19 protein-coding genes are annotated in these 21,307 nt (G+C 59.1%); 12 read left to right on the top strand and 7 right to left on the bottom strand.

Going from position 1 to position 21,307, the window contains the following annotated elements:
• Window position 1 precedes the first annotated feature (1 nt).
• The 3 genes from LOY55_RS15575 (at window position 2) to ppk2 (ending at window position 3,805) form a co-directional block, all read left to right on the top strand.
• Window positions 2–961 carry an HlyD family secretion protein gene (locus LOY55_RS15575; protein ID WP_109784837.1) on the top strand — a complete coding sequence of 320 codons (960 nt, stop codon included), beginning with the start codon at window positions 2–4 and terminating at the stop codon, window positions 959–961.
• A gap of 165 nt (window positions 962–1,126) precedes the next feature.
• Window positions 1,127–2,839, top strand: a complete 1,713-nt coding sequence (locus tag LOY55_RS15570) for a SulP family inorganic anion transporter (protein WP_109784836.1) — start codon at window positions 1,127–1,129, stop codon at window positions 2,837–2,839.
• 147 nt (window positions 2,840–2,986) lie between these two features.
• On the top strand, window positions 2,987–3,805 hold the full coding sequence (gene ppk2 / locus LOY55_RS15565) for a polyphosphate kinase 2 (protein ID WP_109784835.1): 819 nt from the start codon (window positions 2,987–2,989) through the stop codon (window positions 3,803–3,805).
• 22 nt (window positions 3,806–3,827) lie between these two features.
• On the opposite strand, the gene LOY55_RS15560 is transcribed toward ppk2, so the two are convergent.
• Window positions 3,828–4,181, bottom strand: a complete 354-nt coding sequence (locus LOY55_RS15560; protein ID WP_046027279.1) for a potassium channel family protein — start codon at window positions 4,179–4,181, stop codon at window positions 3,828–3,830.
• A gap of 112 nt (window positions 4,182–4,293) precedes the next feature.
• Here LOY55_RS15560 and potE point away from each other — a divergent pair, with 112 nt between their 5' ends.
• The 3 genes from potE to LOY55_RS15545 are packed head-to-tail and all read left to right on the top strand — an operon-like array spanning window position 4,294 to window position 6,819.
• Window positions 4,294–5,634, top strand: a complete 1,341-nt coding sequence (gene potE, locus LOY55_RS15555; RefSeq protein WP_046027280.1) for a putrescine-ornithine antiporter — start codon at window positions 4,294–4,296, stop codon at window positions 5,632–5,634.
• 48 nt (window positions 5,635–5,682) lie between these two features.
• Complete coding sequence (locus LOY55_RS15550; protein ID WP_109784834.1) at window positions 5,683–6,588, top strand: amino acid ABC transporter substrate-binding protein; 906 nt, start codon at window positions 5,683–5,685, stop codon at window positions 6,586–6,588.
• A gap of 42 nt (window positions 6,589–6,630) precedes the next feature.
• Window positions 6,631–6,819, top strand: a complete 189-nt coding sequence (locus LOY55_RS15545; protein WP_046027282.1) for a hypothetical protein — start codon at window positions 6,631–6,633, stop codon at window positions 6,817–6,819.
• A 21-nt stretch (window positions 6,820–6,840) separates the two neighbouring features.
• Here the strand turns inward: LOY55_RS15545 and LOY55_RS15540 are convergent, their stop codons facing one another.
• The 4 genes from LOY55_RS15540 to LOY55_RS15525 all read right to left on the bottom strand — a co-directional run bounded on the left by LOY55_RS15540 (window position 6,841) and on the right by LOY55_RS15525 (window position 11,158).
• Window positions 6,841–6,999 carry a hypothetical protein gene (locus LOY55_RS15540; RefSeq protein ID WP_158283913.1) on the bottom strand — a complete coding sequence of 53 codons (159 nt, stop codon included), beginning with the start codon at window positions 6,997–6,999 and terminating at the stop codon, window positions 6,841–6,843.
• A gap of 31 nt (window positions 7,000–7,030) precedes the next feature.
• Window positions 7,031–8,641, bottom strand: a complete 1,611-nt coding sequence (locus LOY55_RS15535; RefSeq protein ID WP_223525320.1) for a mechanosensitive ion channel family protein — start codon at window positions 8,639–8,641, stop codon at window positions 7,031–7,033.
• Between the two features lie 266 nt (window positions 8,642–8,907).
• The gene (locus LOY55_RS15530; protein WP_046027284.1) at window positions 8,908–9,108 is read right to left on the bottom strand and encodes a YbdD/YjiX family protein; all 201 of its coding nucleotides are present in this window, start codon (window positions 9,106–9,108) and stop codon (window positions 8,908–8,910) included.
• Window positions 9,098–11,158 carry a carbon starvation CstA family protein gene (locus LOY55_RS15525; protein ID WP_046027285.1) on the bottom strand — a complete coding sequence of 687 codons (2,061 nt, stop codon included), beginning with the start codon at window positions 11,156–11,158 and terminating at the stop codon, window positions 9,098–9,100. The genes LOY55_RS15530 and LOY55_RS15525 overlap by 11 nt, the downstream gene beginning before the upstream one ends.
• Window positions 11,159–11,545: 387 nt before the next feature.
• Here LOY55_RS15525 and LOY55_RS15520 point away from each other — a divergent pair, with 387 nt between their 5' ends.
• The 5 genes from LOY55_RS15520 (at window position 11,546) to LOY55_RS15500 (ending at window position 17,357) form a co-directional block, all read left to right on the top strand.
• A complete protein-coding gene (locus tag LOY55_RS15520) occupies window positions 11,546–12,913 on the top strand; it encodes a cache domain-containing protein (protein WP_109784832.1) in 1,368 nt (455 codons plus the stop codon).
• 33 nt (window positions 12,914–12,946) lie between these two features.
• Window positions 12,947–13,579 carry a response regulator transcription factor gene (locus LOY55_RS15515; protein ID WP_046027287.1) on the top strand — a complete coding sequence of 211 codons (633 nt, stop codon included), beginning with the start codon at window positions 12,947–12,949 and terminating at the stop codon, window positions 13,577–13,579.
• A gap of 77 nt (window positions 13,580–13,656) precedes the next feature.
• On the top strand, window positions 13,657–15,213 hold the full coding sequence (locus LOY55_RS15510; RefSeq protein WP_046027288.1) for an efflux transporter outer membrane subunit: 1,557 nt from the start codon (window positions 13,657–13,659) through the stop codon (window positions 15,211–15,213).
• Window positions 15,206–16,333 (top strand): HlyD family secretion protein, encoded by a 1,128-nt coding sequence (locus tag LOY55_RS15505; protein ID WP_109784830.1) that lies wholly within the window; start codon window positions 15,206–15,208, stop codon window positions 16,331–16,333. The genes LOY55_RS15510 and LOY55_RS15505 overlap by 8 nt, the downstream gene beginning before the upstream one ends.
• Entirely contained in the window at window positions 16,323–17,357 is a 1,035-nt protein-coding gene (locus LOY55_RS15500; protein WP_109784829.1) for a DUF2955 domain-containing protein, read from the top strand. Before LOY55_RS15505 ends, LOY55_RS15500 begins: the two co-directional genes overlap by 11 nt.
• On the opposite strand, the gene LOY55_RS15495 is transcribed toward LOY55_RS15500, so the two are convergent.
• Entirely contained in the window at window positions 17,342–17,797 is a 456-nt protein-coding gene (locus LOY55_RS15495; protein ID WP_109784968.1) for a YMGG-like glycine zipper-containing protein, read from the bottom strand. The genes LOY55_RS15500 and LOY55_RS15495 overlap by 16 nt on opposite strands.
• A gap of 204 nt (window positions 17,798–18,001) precedes the next feature.
• On the opposite strand from LOY55_RS15495, the gene LOY55_RS15490 reads away from it, so the two are divergent.
• On the top strand, window positions 18,002–20,392 hold the full coding sequence (locus tag LOY55_RS15490) for a DUF3772 domain-containing protein (protein ID WP_109784828.1): 2,391 nt from the start codon (window positions 18,002–18,004) through the stop codon (window positions 20,390–20,392).
• On the opposite strand, the gene LOY55_RS15485 is transcribed toward LOY55_RS15490, so the two are convergent.
• On the bottom strand, window positions 20,393–21,301 hold the full coding sequence (locus LOY55_RS15485; RefSeq protein ID WP_109784827.1) for a helix-turn-helix domain-containing protein: 909 nt from the start codon (window positions 21,299–21,301) through the stop codon (window positions 20,393–20,395).
• Between the last annotated feature and the right edge of the window lie 6 nt (window positions 21,302–21,307).

Here is a 21,307-nt window from a genome sequence, read left to right as displayed (position 1 = left end):
CATGGATCTATTGCTCGTTTTGACCTATGCGGCCATCTGCGTGGCCATTTTCAAGATTTTCCGCATACCGCTGAACAAATGGACGGTCCCTACCGCAGTGCTTGGCGGGATCCTGCTGGTTGGCGCATTGATTTTCACGATGAACTACAACCACCCCTACTCCGAGGTGGCGCGCTCGTACTTCGTTTCGGTTCCAGTGATTCCGGTAGTCACTGGCCAGGTGATCGAGGTACCCGTCAAAGGTAATGAACCTCTGGAAAAAGGTGATGTGCTGTTTCGAATCGACCCCGCCCCGTTCGAATACCGGGTCAAGTCCATCAAAGCACAGTTGCTCGCGGCAAAAGCTGATCGTGCTCGAATCACTGAGTTGATCAAGCGTAACTTCGCCACTCAACGTGAACTGGACATCGTTGTTGCTCGCTCCGACGATTTAGACGCACAGCTGTCTATTGCGCAGTATGAACTGGACAACACTGTCGTTCGGGCCCCCAGCAAAGGCTTCGTGACCCATGTTTCCTTGCGCACGGGCATGATGGCCACCAAGCTCCCCTTGCGCCCTTCAATGATATTCATCCCGGAAGAAGGGCATTACTTTTCAGCATGGATGCGTCAGAACAGCCTGTTGCGCTTGTCAGTCGGCGATGAAGCGGAAGTAGCCTTCGACGGCATTCCCGGCAAAGTGTTCGAGGGGCGGGTTCAGAGTGTTATCTCCGTCATTGCAGAAGGACAAGTACAACCCTCTGGAACGCTGGTCAGCTTTACCGGCTCACCGCCAGCAGGCCGGGTACCGGTCATTATCGAAATAACCGACCCCGACTATGCTCAATACAGCAAACAAGTACCTGGCGGTGCCTATGGGCAGGCGGCGCTTTACAGCACGCACTTTCACCATGTCGCGGTGATGCGCAAAATTTTGCTGCGCATGGCTGCCTGGATGAACTACATCTTCCCATTCCATTGAGGAATTGGTGACGCCCTCTTTCAACAGGGGGCGTCACCCTCCTCCGTCTAGCCCGCACCGACTATCTTTTTAGTTTCAGTGACTGCACGCCACTGTTTGGCCGGCGCGTGGGCAACTGAATCCGGATTTACCACTGCTTGAATTGAATGACCGTTGGAGCACTTCATGATTCAGCAACGTAGCGATCAGGATGATCGGCTTTCAGGATCCCCCTTTCGGCGGGCCGCGAGCGCCCTGTTGCCGGAATGGGTTGGCCACTATCGGCCGGCCTGGTTCAAGGGTGATGTCATCGCCGGGCTGACCGCCGCGGCCGTGGTTATTCCCAAGGCCCTGGCGTACGCCACCATTGCAGGCCTGCCCGTGCAGGTCGGCCTCTATACCGTGCTGGTACCGATGGCGATCTATGCCGTACTCGGCAGTTCGCGACCGCTCAGCGTCAGTACCACCACAACCCTGGCCATCCTGGTTGCCTCCGCACTAGGGCATATCAGCCCTTCCGGCGATACCGCCACGCTGGTGGTTGCCTCCGCCACCCTGGCCCTGATGGTCGGCGCCATATTGGTCCTGGCGGGGATGTTGCGCCTGGGTTTTGTAGCCAATTTCATTTCCGACCCGGTGCTGGTGGGTTTCAAGGCGGGCATCGGGATTGTCATCGTGCTCGACCAGTTGCCCAAGCTGCTGGGCATCCACATCGAAAAAGCCGGTTTTTTGCACAACGTACTCGCCACCTTTCAGGGGCTGGGGCACGCCTCTTTGCCGACAGCGGCAGTCGGTGTGTTCATGGTGCTGATCCTGATAGGCATGAAGCACTTTACCCCACGATTGCCAGCGCCCCTGATTGCGGTCGCGCTCGGAATCGCCGGCATGAGCCTGCTGAACCTGGAGCATTTTGGTGTGTCGGCAGTCGGTGTGGTGCCGATCGGGTTACCGGCATTGACACTGCCCGATTGGTCGATGGTGTCCGACCTCTGGCCTTCGGCGATGGGGATTGCACTCATGAGCTTTACCGAGACCATCGCGGCAGGCCGCGCATTTGCGCGCAGTGACGAGCCCGCCTTGCAACCCAATCGAGAACTGGTAGCGACAGGTTTTGCCAACGTCGGTGGCGCGTTTCTCGGAGCGATGGCCGCCGGCGGAGGAACCACCCAAACAGCCGTCAACCGCCTCGCCGGTGCGCAATCACAACTGGCGGGCCTGATCACTGCCGGGCTGGCATTGGGGACGTGCCTGCTGCTCGCACCCTTCATTGGTTTGATGCCCAATGCCACGCTCGCCGCCGTTGTGATTGTGTATTCGATAGGCCTGATCCAGCCTTCGGAATTTCGCGACATTCTTTCGATACGCCGCACAGAATTCATCTGGGCGATTGTGGCAATGGTCGGGGTCATGTTACTCGGCACGCTGCAGGGTATCGTCGTGGCGATCATCGTTTCGTTGCTGGCGCTGGCCTATCAGCTCTCGGACCCGCCCGTACACATACTGGGGCGTAAACCCGGCACCAACATCTATCGCCCGTCATCCGCCGAGACCGAAGACGATGAACATTTTGAGGGGTTGCTGCTGCTGCGGCCTGAAGGTCGCCTCTTCTTTGCCAACGCCGAACGTCTCGGTTCGAAAATTCGCTCGTTGATCGCAGAGGCAGCGCCCAGCGTCGTGATTCTCGATCTGCGCAGCGTTTTCGACCTGGAATACACCGCCTTGAAAATGCTCACGTCAGCCGAACAGCGCTTGCGAGAAAGAGGCATCTCGTTGTGGCTGGTGGGCATGAGCCCAAGCGTATCCACGATGGTTGTCCATGCTCCGCTGGGCCAGGCATTGGGCGACTCACGGGTGTTCCTGAATCTGGAGCAGGCCGTTGCGCATTATCAGAAACAGTAATTGCACGCCTGCCCGCAGGCGTGCCTTGCATCAACGGTGTCCTTGAGAAATTGAACTACCCTTTATCCCAAACCGTACCGGTTTAGCCGTGTATTGGCCGCCGGTGCCTAGCCGTATTCATGTGCATAAAGAGGTTGAAGTATTGCGATGAAAAAACAAAATCTTAAAGTAACCGACTCCGCAGATAAAGAAGCCGCCGGGCTGAGCCGCAAAGACTACGAGGCACAGCTGAAGACTCTGCATGTCGAACTGGTCAAATTGCAGCAGTGGGTCGTCGCCACCGGGGCCAAGGTCGTGGTGGTTTTCGAAGGTCGTGACGGCGCCGGCAAGGGCGGCACGATCAAGGCGCTGACCGAACGTGTCAGCCCTCGGGTGTTTCGTGTCGTGGCGTTGCCAGCACCGAACGAACGAGAAAAAAGCCAGATGTACCTGCAGCGCTACATGCCGCACTTCCCGGCGGCAGGTGAAGTCGTGATCTTCGACCGCAGTTGGTACAACCGTGCGGGCGTGGAGCGGGTCATGGGTTTTTGCGACAAAAAGCAGGTGTCTGACTTTTTTGTGCTCGCGCCCATGTTCGAACGCCTGCTGGTCAATTCCGGCGTCCTGCTCTTCAAGTATTGGCTGGAAGTCAGCCCTGATGAGCAGTCCCGTCGACTCAAGGAGCGCATCACCGACGGCCGCAAAATCTGGAAGCTATCGCCGATGGACATCAAGTCCTACAACCGCTGGGACGACTACACCCGGGCACGTGACGAGATGTTCGAGGCCACCGACACCGAGTGGGCGCCTTGGCATGTTGCTCGTTCGGAAGACAAAAAATCGGTACGGCTGAACCTGCTGACCCACTTGCTGAAAAACATCCCGTACAAAAAAATCAAGCAAGAGAAAGTCACGCTGCCGAAACGCAAAATCGGCAGCTACAAGCCGATCAATTATCAATTCAAGTACATCGCAGAACCGTTCTGACGGTTCTGCGCGATGTGGCAGCCTACTCCCTGGATTGAGGTTCGGATTGGGCTGCCTCAGCCGTTGCTTCAATGGCCCGGATACTCACCGCCGCAAATATCGCCGTCATCAAAACGCCGTGGAAACCCAGCACGATGGCAAGGACACGCGAGCTCGCGAGTTTGGGGGCCAGGTCACCGTAGCCGATGGTCAGGCCGGTCACGAAGGCAAAGTAGATGCCGTCAAACGCCCCCCATCCTTCCAGGTGGCTGATGACCAGACCGAGCACTATGATCATCGTCAGCAGTATGGAAAAAATCGGCCAGACAACACGGAAGTAAAACCACACAGCTTTGTAGAACTCTCGACGAACATGCTTGGCATGACTGATGTTCATGTAATGGCTCCAGAGGTTTAACGGATTTAAAAGCGTGGCGTACCGACACCCAACAGCTTGGCACAAGCGCCAGACTTCGGGGCATTGCGTGGTGTGAAGAAAGGAGTTTTCGATGGCCGACTCAAGCAAAAAAATGAGCCTTGTGGGGCTCACCACGTTGGTGATGGTCAACATGATGGGTTCGGGCATCATCATGCTGCCCACGAGCATGGCGCAACTGGGGGCCATTTCATTGCTGTCATGGATCGTCACGGCAGTCGGGTCCATGGCCATTGCTTACTGCTTTTCCCAATGCGGCATTTACTGTCAGCGCCCGGGCGGGTTGTCCGCGTACACCGAAGAAGCGCATGGCAAGTCTGGGTTCTTCCTCTGTTCGTATCTGTATTTTCTTTCATTGGCCATTGCCAACGTCGCCGTCGCCATTTCCGCCGTGGGTTACATGACCTCATTCTTGCCTTGGCTGGGCAGCGGCGCGATTCCCCTGTTCATCGGCACCGTGGGCTTGCTGTGGCTGACCACTTTCGCCAATTTCGGTGGCCCCGGCATCACCGGCAAGATCGGTGCGATTACCGTATGGGGGGTGATCATTCCAGTGGCGGGCTTGAGCATCATCGGCTGGTTCTGGTTCAAGCCAGAGGTACTGATTGCCGCCTGGAACCCGAACAATCTGTCCAACGCCGAGGCGATCAGCAGTGCGATTCCGTTGACCCTGTGGGCGTTTCTGGGCATGGAGTCCGCCGCGCAGGCCTCCGATGCGGTGGAAAATCCCAAGCGTAACGTGCCGCTGGCCTGCCTGTTTGGCACGCTGGGCGCTGCGGTGGTCTACGTGCTGTCGACGACCGTCATCCAGGGCATCATCCCCAACGCCGAACTCGCCAACTCTTCGGCGCCCTTCGCGCTGGTCTACGCGCAGATGTTCAATCCAACGGTCGGCAACATCATCATGGCGCTGGCGGTGATGGCGTGTGTTGGCTCGCTGCTGGGCTGGCAGTTCACCCTGGCCCAAACGGCGAAAATGACCGCCGACCAAGGAATGTTCCCGAAACTGTTCAGCAAGCTCAACGCCCACAATGCGCCCCTCCTGGGCATGCTGGCGTGTGGTGTGTTGCAGACGCTGATGGCCTTGTCGACCATTTCACCCAATGCCGCCGCGCAGTTCGGCAAACTGGTCAATCTTGCCGCCGTGACCAACCTGATTCCCTACGTGACGGCGCTGACCGGATTGCTGGTCATGATGTACAAGGCGCGGGTTTCGCCTGCGGTCTATATGCGCAATACGCCCGTGCTGCTGATCGCGGTCGCCTATTCGTTGTACGCCCTGCACTCATGTGGCAAGGACGCCGTGTTCGGCGGCGCGCTGGTCCTGGTGTTTGGATATCCGCTTTATGGCGTGCTTGCCAAGCGCTTTGCCAGGCTGTCCGCATCCGCTCAAACCGGGGTCGATAATCCTTAGTCCTGATTTTCTGCACGGAACTGACATCTGAACACGGGGAATCGGGACATGAACGTACAACGAATCAAAACCACAGCACTGCGGTTCGCCTGCCTGCTGATCCTCGTGCCGCCACTGGCCGGTGCCAACACCCTGGAGCGCGTACGTTCAAGCAATACGTTAACCCTCGGCTATCTGCCCGACTTCGCCCCTTTCAGCGTTAAGGTGGGCGACAAGGCCCAGGGGTATGCCATCGAGCTTTGCGACAAGATCGCCAACAAGGTCAAGGCTGAACTGGGTTTGCCCGAATTGCAGGTGCGCTACCTACCCGTCACCGTCGCCGACGAGACCAGTGCCGTCAGCTCGGGCAATGTCGATATCCTCTGCACGCCCACACCACCCACACTTGAGCGCCGCAAAACGGTCAGTTATTCGGTGCCGATCTACACAGCAGGCCTCTCGGCGGTGGTGCATCAGGATGCACCGGCGACGCTGCTGGAGGTGCTCGACGGTCGGGTCGCGCATACCGGGCCGACCTGGCGAGCCACCGTCAACCGTGGCCTGGCCAACCAGACCTACGTCACCCTGGCGGGAGGCGTCACCGAGGCGTGGATTCGTCAGCAGATGCGCATGCTCGGCGTGGTCGCCAAATTGATCACGGTCGACTCCGCCGCTGCGGGCCTCGAATTGATTGCCGAAGGCAAGGCCGATGCGATGTTCTCCGAGCGGATGATGCTCAAGAACCTCATCGACAACCAATACCCCACGGGTAATCTGGTCCTGCTGGAACGCATTTTCGAGTACGCCCCGACGGCCATGACCGTGGAGCGTGGCGATGAGGATTTCCGCCTGCTGGTCGATACCACGCTGAGCGAAATGTACCGATCCGGGGAGATTGAACAGGCGTACGATAAGCACTTGGGAGGCGCCAGCGACACGCACAGAAAGTTGTTCAAGATCTATGCCCTGCCCTAGCGCCCGGCAATACATACGGTCTCATGTTATTGGAGAACGGCTGTGATCAAGCACTTCATCCCTCCTGTCATGGTCGCCCTCCTCATCGCGATCAGTGGCGCCTCCTGCCATGACCATGAAAAAGACGACACCGTAAACGCGGAGCAACATCCGCCGTTTACCGATGGCAACGGCAAGTACATCCCGCGCGAGCAACTCCAGCCCTCGACGATGCCTCGGCCTCGAATGTAAAAGGGCTACCGCCCATCCAAATTAATGCCAACTGGCCATCAGGGGCAACTCTTCGTCGCGCTCAATAATCCGCCCCGCTCGCACCACGCGTTTCACGCTCAGTGATTCATGTGATCGTTTAACGTCCACGATGCGCAGACCATTGGCCGGGGTGTTCGCCGCCACTTGATGGGCCCGCACGACAATCCTGCCAACTCTCTTTCAGACGGTATCAAGGTTCCTTCGGTTCTTGCGCGGGCGCCGTAAACCACTTGTCTCTGGGCACCCATTTTTCATCTTTTGGATCGCCCAGATAATGCGGCGACATGATCTGTACGCCGTGTTCGTTGAACACATCCTGAATATTGGCGTGCAGCATGCTGAGCAACACCGCGCGAGGTCGAGGCTGACTGGGAATGGCCTGTGCCACCAGGCGATACTCGGGATAAAAGTCCGACAGCGCGGTTTGAAACACCTGCGCCGGCGGCACTTCAAGGACACCGGGGGTGCGTCTGGCGGCTTCCAGCAACATGGCCTCGACTTGCCGCCATGGCGTGTCGTACCCAATGGTGACGACGGTATCGACCACATAACCCGGACCTTGCACGGTGCGCGAATAGTTCTTGGTGACCGTGCCGGTGATCATCGAATTGGGCACGGTCAGCACTTCGCCCAGGCCGGTGCGAATGCGTGTGGTGAACATACCCAGCTCGGTCACCGTGCCTTCATATTCGCCGATGCGCACGAACTCACCGGGGCGCAGCGTGCGCGTGTAGGTCAGGATCAACCCCGCCGCCGCCTGGCCAACCACGCTGGAAGCCCCCAGCGAAATCATCAGGCCGATCAGCACGGACAAGCCTTTGAAGGCATCGGTGCCAGCGCCCGGCAGATAGGGATAGGCCATGGCCAGGGCGAACAGCCAGATTGCCAGTGATGTGAGGCGCTGGGTCGGTTGCAGGGTCTCGGCGTTCAACCAACTGAGGGTGCCGGGGGCGGCCATGCGACGCAGAACCCGGCGACTGAATGCGGTTGCACCCCGAGCGATAAAGTAGATGGCCAGCGCCACACCCAGACCGGGTATGGCACCGACGATCCCTTGCAGCAGGTACTCGGCGACTTCCAGCAGATAGTTGTTGAGGCTTTCGCCCCATGGCCGGGTGTAGGGGAAACGCGACAGGACAAACCCCAGCCACTCATACGTGAGCAGCAACACGACTGCCCAGCGCAACACCTCCAGCAAACGGGTGACCAGCGGATACAGGTAATTGGCGTCGACCAGTTGGACGCGCCCTACTTTCAATGCCTGGGTATGCCGGTCCATCAGCTCGGGCAGTTTCATCATCATGCGACGGCGCAGAGATGCCATGCCCCAGAGCAGCACAACATAGATGACCGTGGCCAAAGCCCCCACGGCCGCGGACCGGAGTATCAACTGCAAGCTGCGTGCTTCCTGGGTTTCGGCCACCACCAGACGCAGCTTTGCCGCCGCACTGTCGGCAGCCTCCTGGACCGAGGTGAATTCCACGTTGTCGACATCGTGAGGAGCAACGATAAACGCCCGCCGGGCCCCTAATAACACCAGGTAACTGTTCTGTATCGGGCTGACGGTAACGCTCAGATCATCGGTCTCGCCCAGCGCGTCGCTGATCACGACTTTGGCGCGTTTGACCCGTGCGGCCGGGGCCTCACCCAGGATCGTCGCGCGAAACACCATGATGCTGCGGTTGGCCACTTTAAGTTCAGCGGGGGGATCTACCACGTTGGGCGCGTCTTCAGCCCACAAGAGCACCGACCAGAACATCCCGAATACAGCCATCAAAATCGCGAGCGAACTGCTGCGCATGTGTCACTTCCTTACGTCACAAATTCAGGACTGAGGTTCGTGTGGCAGCGTAGTTCAGCGATGAACGGTTGTCAGATTTGGGCTCAGGGCGGTTGTTGTGCTTGCCAGTTGCGCGGCAAGAGCCCGGTCCATTGTTTGAAATGACGGCTGAACACCGAAACATCGGCGTAACCCGGATTCAGCGTGAACGGTGCAATGGATGTTTATCCGCGACCATTAAAAAACCCGGCCTCATCGGCCGGGTTTTTTATGTACTCACGTCGCTATCAACAGCAGCGCGTCTGTCCGTTCCCTCCCCCGTAACGGGCTTCCTGGCGTTCCCTGAAGAACACTTCGTAGCTCATCACCGGTTTATCCGGGTGTTTGTTCTGCATGTGCTCGACGTAGGTGTCGTAATCCGGCATGCCGACCATCAGGCGTGCGGCCTGACCAAGGTACTTACCGAGGCGACTCAGGTCATTGAACATGCGGAATGGCCTGGAATGGCGCTTCTTTATCCGTGCGTTCCTTGGTGCCCCAGGCGGCAATACCCACCTTGAGTGCAAAGAACAGAATGCTGAAGACCACGAACAGGAACAGCGCCGTCAGCGTTGCGTTGGTGTAGGCGTTGTAGATCACATGTTGCATCTGATCAATGCTCTTGGCCGGGGCCAGTACCTGACCGTTGGCCAGTGCATCGCTGTACTTCTTGGCCAGCGCCAGGAAACCGATGGCCGGGTTGGCATCGAACAGCTTGATGAAGCCCGCCGTCACCGTACAGATCAACAGCCAGACCGCCGGCAACATGGTGACCCAGACATAACGCTGACGCTTCATTTTGATTAGCACAACGGTGGCCAACATCAGCGCAATACCGGCCAGCATCTGGTTGGAGATACCGAACAACGGCCACAACGTGTTGATGCCGCCCAGTGGATCGATCACGCCTTGGTAGAGCAAGTAACCCCACATCGCCACACAACCGGCGGTGGCGATCAGGTTGGCGGTCCAGGAATCCGTGCGTTTGAGCGCCGGAACGAAGGAGCCGAGCAAGTCCTGGAGCATGAAGCGACCGGCACGAGTCCCGGCGTCTACCGCGGTCAGGATGAACAGCGCTTCAAACAGGATCGCGAAGTGGTACCAGAACGCCATGGTGTTTTCACCCGGCAGAACATGGTGCAGGATCTGCGCAATACCGACCGCCAGGGTCGGCGCACCACCGGCACGGGCCAGGATGGTGGTTTCGCCGATGTCCTTGGCCACCGCTTGCAGCGCATCAGGGGTAATGGCAAAACCCCAGCTGCTGACGGTTTGAGCGACCGAGACAACATCTGCGCCGACCAATGCCGCCGGGCTGTTCATCGCAAAGTACACACCCGGCTCGATCACCGAAGCCGCAACCATGGCCATGATCGCCACGAAGGACTCCATCAACATGCCGCCGTAACCGATGTAACGGGCATGCCCTTCACTGGCCAACAACTTCGGCGTGGTGCCGGAAGCAATCAGCGCATGGAATCCCGAGACCGCGCCACAAGCGATGGTGATGAACAGGAACGGGAACAGACCGCCCTTCCATACCGGGCCGGTGCCGTCGATGAACTGGGTCAGCGCGGGCATTTTCAGCTCGGGCATGGTCACCAGAATGCCGATCGCGAGGGCGACGATGGTGCCGATTTTCAGGAAGGTCGACAGGTAGTCACGTGGGGCCAGAATCAGCCACACCGGCAACACCGCGGCCACAAAACCGTAGCCGATCAACATCCAGGTGATCTGGATGCCAGTAAAGGTAAAGGCCTTGGCCCAGACCGGGTCGGCGGCAATCTGCCCGCCCAGCCAGATCGAGCCCAGCAGCAGCAACACGCCGACCACGGAGATTTCACCGATGCGACCCGGGCGGATGTAGCGCATGTAGATGCCCATGAACATCGCGATCGGGATGGTCGCCATCACCGTGAAAATGCCCCACGGGCTCTCGGCCAGGGCCTTCACGACGATCAGCGCCAGCACCGCGAGGATGATGATCATGATCAGGAAGCAGCCAAACAGCGCGATGGTGCCGGGGATGCGACCCATTTCTTCACGGACCATATCGCCCAGGGACCGACCGTTGCGGCGGGTCGACATGAACAACACCATGAAGTCCTGAACGGCACCGGCAAACACCACGCCGGCGATCAGCCAGAGTGTACCGGGCAGGTAACCCATCTGTGCCGCCAGTACCGGCCCGACCAGAGGCCCCGCGCCGGCAATGGCCGCGAAGTGGTGACCGAACAACACGTGTTTATTGGTCGGCACGTAATCCAGGCCATCATTATTGATGACCGCGGGCGTGGCACGATTGGGGTCCAGTTGCATCACTTTGGTCGCGATGAACAAGCTGTAGTAGCGGTAGGCAACAAGGTAGATAGCGACGGCTGCGACTACGATCCAGAGGGCGTTGATCGCTTCGCCGCGGCGCAGGGCCACGACACTTAGCGCAATCGCTCCCAGAACAGCCACGGCAAACCAGGCGAGGTGTTTAGCCAGACGGGGCATAGCGTGTCTCCTGCCGACAGTCAGTGGACTGCGGCGGTAATTTTTATAATTGTGTCCGCGGTGCGGAGCTGGCCCAATATCCCCGCATGCCGTCTACAAATAAATCCGCGTTACTACGTATGTGGTTTCTACGTAGTTCTACGTAGATACCACTGATCCTCTGTAGGCGTGAGACCGGCTTGCCGGCGATAGCGGTGTATCAGCCGACATTGATGTTGGAGGGTAGATCGCTATCGCCGGCAAGCCGGTCTCACTCCTACAAGGGTTTGTATTTCAGCTGACACACCCAGGCCGTCAGTCATTCCGTCCAGCAGCGCTACTGGCCCAGCGTATCTTTGGCCTATGATGCCGGGCCTTCGCCTTCCCTCGGTCCGGTCAGGAGCCAAGATGCAGCTCAAACACAAAATCGTCGCGCTCGGGATTCTGCCGCTGGTATTGGCCATCGCGGTGATCTGCGCGCTGCTGATTTCGATGAACCGCCAACTTGGCGATCAACAGGCGCAGTTGATCGAAGACAGCATTCTGGCCAGCAAACGGGCCGAACTTAAAAACTACGTGGAAATGGCGCAAAGCCTGATCGCGCCGCTGTACGACGACGGCCACGGTGACGCGAACGCCCAGCAACAAGTGCTGGCAGAACTGCGCAAGCTCAGCTTCGGCATCAATGGCTATTTTTTCGTCTACGACCGCGAAGGTCGCAGCCTGATGCACGCGCGCCAGACCGAACTGGTGGGCAAATACCTGTGGGACATGAAAGACCCGCACGGTTTGCCGGTGATTCAGGCGCTGCTGAAAAGTGCACAATCGGGCGAAGGTTTTCAGCGCTACGCCTGGAACAAACCGTCCTCCGGCCAAGTGACCGACAAGCTCGCTTACGTGGTGATGCTGGACCGTTGGGGCTGGATGATCGGCACCGGTATTTACCTTGAAGACGTTGAGCGCGCCACGCAGCAGGCCCGCGACGAAGTGGCCATGGGTATTCGCAAAACCATGCTGGCGATTGCCGTCGTGGCACTGGTGGCGGTGCTGTTTGTGTTCGCCAGCGGCATGACACTGAACGTCAGCGAGCATCGCCTGGCGGATAAAAAGTTGCAGCGCCTGACCCAGCGTATCGTCAGCCTGCAGGAAGAAGAGCGGTCTCGGGTGTCCCGTGAGCTGCACGACGGTATCAGCCAGTTGCTGGTTTCAATCAAGTTTCGTTTCGAGCTGGCCAGCCATCTGCTGGAAAATGAACAGGGACATGACAAGGGTTTGAGCACGTTAAAGGACGCCACCGAACGCCTGGGCGAAGCCATCGGTGAGGTCCGCAGCCTCTCGCACGACTTGCGCTCTTCCTTGCTCGACACCTTGGGCCTGCGCGCGGCCATCGGCCAGCTCGCCGCCGAATTCGAGCAACGCAGCGGTCTCAAAGTGACTTACGACGACAATGAGTTCGATTGTCACCTGGTCGATGGCGCGGCGGTTGCGCTGTTCCGGATCGTGCAAGAAGGCCTGACCAATATCGAACGCCACGCCCAGGCGAAAAACGTGTCCATTACCCTGCTCGGCGCGGGAGAATCGGTACGACTGAGCGTGGTGGATGACGGCATCGGTTTCAACGTCGCCCGGGTCGAACGTCGCCACGCGGGCATCGGCTTGCGTAACATCCGTGAACGTGTCGAGCATTTTGGCGGTCGTTTCGAACTGATATCGATGCCCGGAAGAAGTGAGCTGGACGTGCTGCTGCCAATGAAAGCGCCCGCAACGAAACGCTGACTCACCCCCAGACAACAAGAGTGAATACCCGCGATGAACCTGCCCTACCCGATCCGCGTTGCCCTGGTCGACGATCACGCCCTGGTCCGAGACGGAATCAAAGCGCTGCTGGCGGTCATGGCGCCCCTGGAAGTGGTCGGCGAAGCCGAGAGTGGCGCGCAGGCCATCGAGATGGTCGGGCGCTGCCAGCCGGACTTGTTGCTGGTCGACATCAGCTTGCGCGACATGAACGGGCTGGAGCTGACGCGTGTGTTGCGCAGCCAATACCCGTCACTGAAGGTGCTGGTGCTGAGCATGTACGACAATAACGAATACGTGAGCGAATCCGTTCGTGCCGGTGCCAGCGGCTACGTCCTGAAAAACTCACCGTCGCGGGAAATCATTGCGGCCATCGAAGCCATTGCCAGCGGCGGCACGTTCTACAGCGCCGAAATCGCGCAGCGGCTGATCGCCGATAAAAGCTCGGACAACGAGCTGACGCCGCGCGAAAGCCAGGTGTTGTACAAAATGGCTCAGGGGCTTAACAACAAGGAAATGGCCCGCGAACTGGACATCAGCGTGCGCACGGTCGAAACCCATCGTTTGAGCATCCGCCGCAAACTCAACATCGACAAACCTGCGGCGCTGGTCAAGTACGCGATCGATCACGGGATTATTTCCCGGTAAGAAAAAGCCAACGCCGGCCTCGACAATGCGCTCGGGCGTCTATGCTCCAGAGAACTTTCTTGGCTGGACTCTGGACAATGCCTCCAAGCCGATCCCCTTCGACACGCCCGGCCCACCTCATCCTCCTGGCAGCTCTGGGCCTGAGCGGCTGCATTCGTCTGGGACCGGACTTCCAGCCGCCGGCTGAGGAGTGGAGCAAAACATGGGACTCCCCTGCCCTTGAGCAATCCAGCCAACGCGGCGCCAATCCGGATCTGCGACAGTGGTGGCACATTTTCCGCGACCCGGTGCTCGATAAACTGATTACGCAAGCGGATGCCTACAACTCCAGCCTTAGAATCGCCGGGTTGAACGTCATGGAGTCCCGCGCCCAACTGGGCATTGCGCAAAGCGGGCTGTACCCGCAACTGCAGCAAGCCAGCGCCGACAGCTTGTACGTCAAGCGTCACCAATACGGTGGCAACAACCCCAAGGACAATAATTTCTGGCAACACAGTGCCGCGTTTGACATCGGCTGGGAGCTCGACTTCTGGGGGCGTTTCAGTCGCGCCATCGAGTCGGCCGATGCCAGTTATTTTGCCGCCCAGGCCAACTACGAAGACGTTCTGGTATTGGTGCGCGCCCAGGTGGCGGATGCCTACTTTTCATTGCGCACCACGGACGCCCGTTTGCGCGTCGCGCGTGAAAACGCCAAGCAGCAAAAACGCAATTTCGAGATCACCGAAAAACTGTTCAACAGCGGCCAGGATGCTGAACTCGATCTGCAACAGGCCAAAACCCAGTACTTGGGCACGCTGGCCACTATTCCCGGCCTGCTGGACCAATTGCAACGTACGCGCAACGCCTTGGCGGTGCTGATCGGGCAACCGCCGGGCACGTTGCCACAGGTGGTCGACAACGAAAGCCTGATCCCGCTGGTTGATCGCGCCGTGCTGCAAGATGTGCCCGCCACCCTGCTGCTGCGTCGACCTGATGTACGAGCGGCTGAACTGAACGTCGCGGCGCAAGGGGCGCTGATTGGCGTGGCCGAAAGCGATTTCTATCCGTCGCTGACGCTGCTCGGCAGCATTGTCTGGTCGACCGATACGCTCCATGGCACGTCCAGCAGCCTGGACCTGGTTGGTGGCCCCAGTCTGCGCTGGAATGTGTTCGATCACGGGCAGATCGCCAACAACGTGCGCGTCCAGGACGCGCGGTTGCAGCAGTTGATCGAAGCCTACCGCGACAAGGTACGCCAAGCCGCACGCGAGGCCGATGATGCGGCCAACGGCCTGATCCAGTCACTGGAGAGCGAACGCATCCTGCGCGACGCCGGAGGGGCTGCCGAACGTTCGCTGGTGCTGGCCAGCGTCCAATTCCGCGAAGGTTACGCTGACTTTCAGCGGGTGCTGGACGCTCAACGCGCGTTGCTCCAACAACAGGACAATTACCTGCTCGCACGCGGTAATGCAGTCAGCAATGTCATCGCCCTGTACAAGGCCTTGGGCGGCGGTTGGTACTCCGCCCTGCCCCGTGTGGACCCGGCCACCCGCCAGCTGATGGAAAAACGCACTGATTGGGGCAACATGCTGGATGAGCCCAACGCCGCGCTGCCCGCTTACCCGCTGCCTGACAAGGAAACTAGCCATGAGTGAAGCCTCGCAGCCCTCCCCCGTCACCGCCGAACCGGTGGCGGCCGACCCGGTTAAAAAAGGCATCAAGTGGGTGTTGATACTGATCATCCTGAGCCTGGTCTGGTACTTGCTGGCCGACCGTTTCACGCCGTATACGCAACAAGCGCGCGTGGGCGCGCTGGTGATCCCGGTGGCATCGGAGGTCGCGGGTCGGGTGATCCGCGTGAACGTCCACAACAATCAGACCGTCAAGGCCGGCGACGTACTCTTCGAAGTGGACCCGGCCCCCTTCAAGATTGCCGTCGACCGTGCCCGCGCCGACCTTGAAACAACACGCCGGCAATTAGGCGCCAGCACCGCGGGGATTGCCTCGGCGCAAGCGACTCTGCGCACCGCACAGGCCAATGAAACCAAGGCACGTCAGGAGAATCAGCGCCTTGAAGGGTTGTACCGTGAAGACCCGGGGACCATCTCCGTACGCGTGCTCGAAATGTCACGCACCACCCGCGACGCGGCAATCAGTCAAACCGCCGCTGCCCGCGCCGAAGTAGAACGTGCCAAAGAAACGGAAGGCGGCGGCGAAGACGTCAACGCAAAATTGCGCAGCGCCGCTACGACCCTGTCAAAAGCCGAACTGGACCTGTCCAACACGCAGACACGCGCGCGTTCGGCAGGGTTGATCACCGACCTGCGTACCGATGTCGGGCAATTCGCCTCGGCGGGCGGCCCGGTCATGACCCTGATCACCATTCAGGACATCTGGATCACGGCCGACATGACCGAGAACAACCTTGGTCATGTCGGGCCCGACACGCCGGTGTCCATTGTGCTCGATTCGATGCCAGGCGAAGTTTACTCGGGCCACGTACGTAGCGTCGGTTATGGCATCAGCGTCGGACAGCCGACCCCGCCCGGCACCTTGCCCGGCATTCAAAACAGCCGGGACTGGCTACGCCCCGCACAACGGTTCCCAGTGATTATCGAGTTTTCCCAGGAGTCTATGAGCGCGCTGCTTGGCAGCGGTGGCATTCGTGCCGGTGGGCAGGCTGAAGTCATGGCCTTTACCAGCGAAGGCAGTCTGCTCAACCCGCTTGGCCGGGTCTATTTACGCCTGATGAGCTGGCTGTCTTATGCCTACTAAGCGTACCCCACGGGAGCAGCGTGCCTTACGGCTGGCCACTGGCACGGCATTGTGCCTGGCGGTCAGTTTCGGCCTGGCGTTGCCCATTCCGTTTCTTGCGCCTGTGCTGTGCCTGTTGCTCCTGGCCTCGGTCAATCGACCGTTACCCTTCAAGGCCGCGATCGTTCTGGCACTGGTCGCGATGCTGACCACCGGCATCGGCCTGCTGCTCATCCCGATCCTGCGCTATTACCCGCTAAGCGGCGTACTGCTGGTCGCGGTCAGCCTGTTTTTGGTGTTCCGCTGGGGACTCAGTGGCGGCAATAACCTGATCGTGACGTTGCTGGTGATGGGCCTGACCATGATCTCGTCGGCAGGCGTCGCCGAGTTCGACGCGGCGGCAATGGTCATTGGCGCGCTGGTCAAGGGTTTGTTAATGGCGGTGATGGTGATTGCGATCAGTCATTGGATGTTCCCCGAACCTGCCAATGCGCCATCGCCCCCGGCCGCCCCACCACCGGTAGGTGAAGAAGCCAGTCGGATTGCGTTGCGAGCAACCTTGATTGTCTTGCCAACATTTCTACTGGCAATGATCGACCCGGCGAGCTACCTGCCGATCATTTTGAAAGCGGTCGGCCTGGGTCAGCAATGCAACACGACCAGCGCCCGCAATGCCGGTCGCGAACTGGTCGGCGCGACCTTGCTCGGCGGTTTGTTGGCCATCCTGTTTTGGTGCGCACTGAGCCTGTTTGTGCACCTGTGGATGTTCTTCCTGTGGACCCTGCTGTTCGGCCTGATACTGGCGCGCAAGCTGTATGCCCTGAGCCCGAGCCGGTTTGGCCCGGGATTGTGGCTCAACACCTTTATCACGTTGATTATCCTGCTGGGCCAGTCAGTGCAGGACAGCGCCTTGGGCAAAGACGTCTACACCGCCTTCGCCGTGCGCATGGGGCTGTTCATGGCCGTCACGTTGTACGCGTACCTGATGGTTCGGTTGCTTGACCGTCCAGTACAAACACAAGCTCAAGCTCAAGGGTTGACCTGATAGCCCTTGCCTTGCAGGCAACTGGTATAGGCCGTCGAGGTGGTGGAGGCACTGGTTTTCTCATTTTCCCGACGTTCCTGACGCTGACGCGAACCACCCACCACGACGCCCGCCGCTGCCGCACCTTTGGCCTGGTTTTGGCGATATTCCTGCTTCACCTCGCTGTTGGCGTTGTCATAAAACTCATCATGCTGACGTCCACGTACATCAGCCGCGGCGGCCCCGGCTGTGGCCCCCACTGCCGCCCCTTTGACCCTGCCACCGGAAGAGGACGTGCTAGTGGACGCCGTCTGACTGGCAGCCACGCTATGGCACTCGTTAATGTCCAACTGGGTTTGTTGCGAACTCTGGCCTTTGGTCGGCACTACGGTTTCAGCCCAGCCCTGGGCTGACGAAACCGACAATGCGACACACAGGCTGATGGAAGACAACGTATGCATGATCACCTCCTGTGCGGCACCGAGCAGACCGTTGACCACGGGCCCCGCACTTTATTGAGCATCTTGAAGTGTAGATCAGCCATCACACCCGCCTGCGGGTGATTGAGGTCGGTTGCGGCCGGCCAACATGAAACTTTTCGATCGTTTTGGCCTGATGACCTAACCTCAAGGGTTGAGTGAGCCACAACGGGGCCGGGCACGCCTATGCGTCATGCATTGATGTCAGCGATTTTCGTCGCGCTTACGCTGCTGCTGCAAAGTGGCGCCGCGCTGTCCGCCACCGATCCTCCGGCGTCTGCAGTCATTACACCAGACCCTGCGGCGTCAGAGGTGTCACCCTCCGCATTGCAAGACCTGCAACTGCGCCTGGACCAGATTAAACAGCAAGTTTCCTTGGCCAATAACGTCATCATGATGTTCGGCCTGCAGGATTCCGTTCAGTTGTTTATCAATGACGTGGACAGGCTGCAATCAGCGCTGCTTCCCGAACAAAAGCAATTGCAAGCCCAGCTGGATGTATTGAGCGGCCCCGTCTCGCTCGGCGGTGTCGCAGTAGAGAAATCGGATATCACCACGCAAAGAACCGATCTGACCGAGCAGAAGAAAAAAGTCGATTTCAGCCTGCAAACCCTGGCAGCACTCAGAGCCAGCGCCCTCGATCTGATGACTCAAATTGCCGGCATTCGGCGCAGTCTGCTGGAAAGCGAAGTCACCCTTCGCAGCGGCAGCATCCTGGGGCTGGAGTTCTGGCAGCCGTTGATTCACCCCAACAGGGAAGATCGCCTGCGACTCAGGGGATTCATTCAACAGGTCAGCGACACCCTCGCGGCCGCCTGGCAACCCGGCGAACGCCTGTCGGCTGTCCTGCTGATCATGCTCGCCCTGGCCATCTGGTCCTGGGGGCGCAAAGTGGCTGATCGCGGGCTGACCTGGATTTGCATCCATCGCATACCGGCCGGGCGATTGCGTCGAAGCACGCTGGCACTGGCTTCAGTCGTGGCGACATTGTTGACCGCCATCTGTGCAGTGCAATTGTTATTTTATGCGCTCACGCGACAACTGCCACTGTCACCGATGATCCAGAGCTTTGCCGAGGAGCTCGAAAGGCTCATTTACACCTGCGTCCTGATCACTGGTTTAAGCCGGGCATTGCTGGCGAACCAGCATCCCTCCTGGCGACTGCCCTCTATCTCCGACTCCGTTGCAAAGGCCATCAAACCCTATCCCAGGGTGTTGGCCGCAGCCTTGCTCGGACTGGTATCGGCGGCCCAGATCACCAACGTAACCGGCATGAGCTCCTCCGCAATACTCTTTGGGCGGGGCCTGATCGCGTTGGTGGTCACGTTGATTCTTGTCCTCTTGTTCCGTCGTGCCAGCCATGCGCGCCGGCTCGCGGTGGCCTCAGGAGACACCACTGAAACGGGCACCGCCGTTGCCGGTCTGATTTATACCTGCACCATTGTTGCGTTGGTTGTTTCGATGTTCGCCCTGCTGATCGGCTATGTCTCGCTGGCACGGTTCATCACCTACGAGCTGGTCTGGGGGTTCGTCATCTTGTCAGGCTTTTACATGTTGATTCAGTTGCTCAGGGACAGCTGTGAGTACCTGTTTTCGCCCAAGACGCCCAGTGGGAAGTCGATCAAGCAATTGCTCGGAATTGGCGATGTTCGCCTTGAGCAAATGTCGATTATCTTGTCCGGGGCCGGTCGCGCAGGCTTGCTGCTGTTGGCGGTCATTTCGCTGTTTGTCGGCGGGGTTGGCACCACACTCGAGCAACTGGTGACCCAAATGCTGTCCATTCTTGGCGGCGATGGTTTGCGCAAGCTGAACATCATTCCCGGCCATTTGCTCAATGCAATCCTGGCGCTGATGGTCGGTGTGTACCTGATTCGAGCCTTTCGCCGCTGGCTGGATGACGAGTTCCTGCCCAAAACCGCCATGGACCCCGGCATGTGCGCCTCGTTGAGCACACTGTTCGCCAACATCGGTTATGCGTTGGTGATTCTGCTGACGTTGTCGTCACTGGGCATCAAGTGGACCAACCTGGCCTGGATTGTCAGTGCCCTGTCGGTGGGGATCGGTTTTGGCTTGCAGGAAATCGTCAAGAATTTCGTCTCCGGCCTGATCCTGTTGACCGAGCGTCCGGTCAAGGTCGGCGATCTGATCAGCATCAGCGGCGTCGAAGGTGACATCCGCCGAATCAACGTCAGGGCCACCGAAATCCAACTCAGCGACCGCTCGATTGTCATCGTGCCCAATTCCCAATTGATCTCGCAAAACCTGCGCAACGTCACCCTGGGCGGCAGTGCGCAAGGGGTGGCGAGCCTCGAGTTGATGTTCCCGCTGGATATCGACCCGGAGCAGGTACAAAACCTGCTGTACGACTGTTATCGCGAGAACGAAACCATCCTCGAAAAACCGGCGGTCTATGTGCGATTCAGCAAACTGTCGCCCGACGGCATCACCTTGACCGTGACCGGTTACGTCGCCAGCCCGAGAATTGTCGGCATCACCAAAAGCGACTTGCTGTTCGAGATTCTGAAACGTTTGGGTGCGGCGGGCATTGAACTGGCCAAACCGTCGTCCCCGGCTTGATCAGCGCTGGCTGCCGCGCTTGAGTGTTTCGCTCGGAAGCTCTTTGAACAGCGCCCGGTAACTGCTGGAAAAACGCCCCAGATGCCAGAACGACCAATTCATCGCGACTTCGGCGACGGTGGTGTCGTTGGGTGTGCTGACCAGCAATTCACGGTGTGCGCTGTTGAGCCGGCGCAGGCGCAACCAGTGGGTCGGCGTCATCCCGGTGAAGGCCTTGAAGGCATGTTGCAATTGGCGCAACGGAACCCCGGCGACCTGGGATAGCTCGAGCAGGTTGAGGGTTTCTTCCGGGGTATCGGCCGCCCACTCGCCGATGCGTTTCATGATCGTGCGTTCTTCGGTGCGACGCTGCAAGCCACCCCGGTCAAGACAAACACAGGCGTTGTCGAGGATGTACAAACAGTCCTCCAGCAACTGCTGCGTCAGGGCTTCCTTGCTCGGCGGGTCGAGGGTTTCTGCCAGTCGGGTCAGCGTGCCGCTCAACCAGCGGCTGAACAACGCGTTCTGTCCCGAGTTCAGCGGCGACATGAACAACCCTTCCAGCCGCGCCACGTTCAAACCGTGTCGCTGAACGAAGTCGGGACCGAACACCACGGCGATTTCCTGGTAGTTCTCCGGGGTGATCCAGATGTTGCGGCTTTCGCCATTGAGCACGTACAGCGCGTTGTCACTGCGATCGAAACAGAACGCCAGTGAACCTTCGGGCGCGCTGAAATTCTGCTCGACCCGGGTGTTCATCTGCTCTTCGTAAATCTCCACCCCGTGCAAGTCGAGATAGCGCACTCGCCCGGCGAAATGCCCGGGGGACATCTGCTGATAGTGCTGGACCCAACCCGGTGTAGCGCGGATTTGCTCGGCGACATCTTCGGTGTTGAACGCTTGAACCTGTATCGGACTGGACGCTGACATGGGTGA

Origin of the sequence: Pseudomonas sp. B21-040, assembly GCF_024748695.1 — a bacterium.
Taxonomy (GTDB): domain Bacteria; phylum Pseudomonadota; class Gammaproteobacteria; order Pseudomonadales; family Pseudomonadaceae; genus Aquipseudomonas.
Note: the sequence above shows the minus strand (reverse complement) of the source record. Positions and strands in the feature narration are given on the sequence as shown.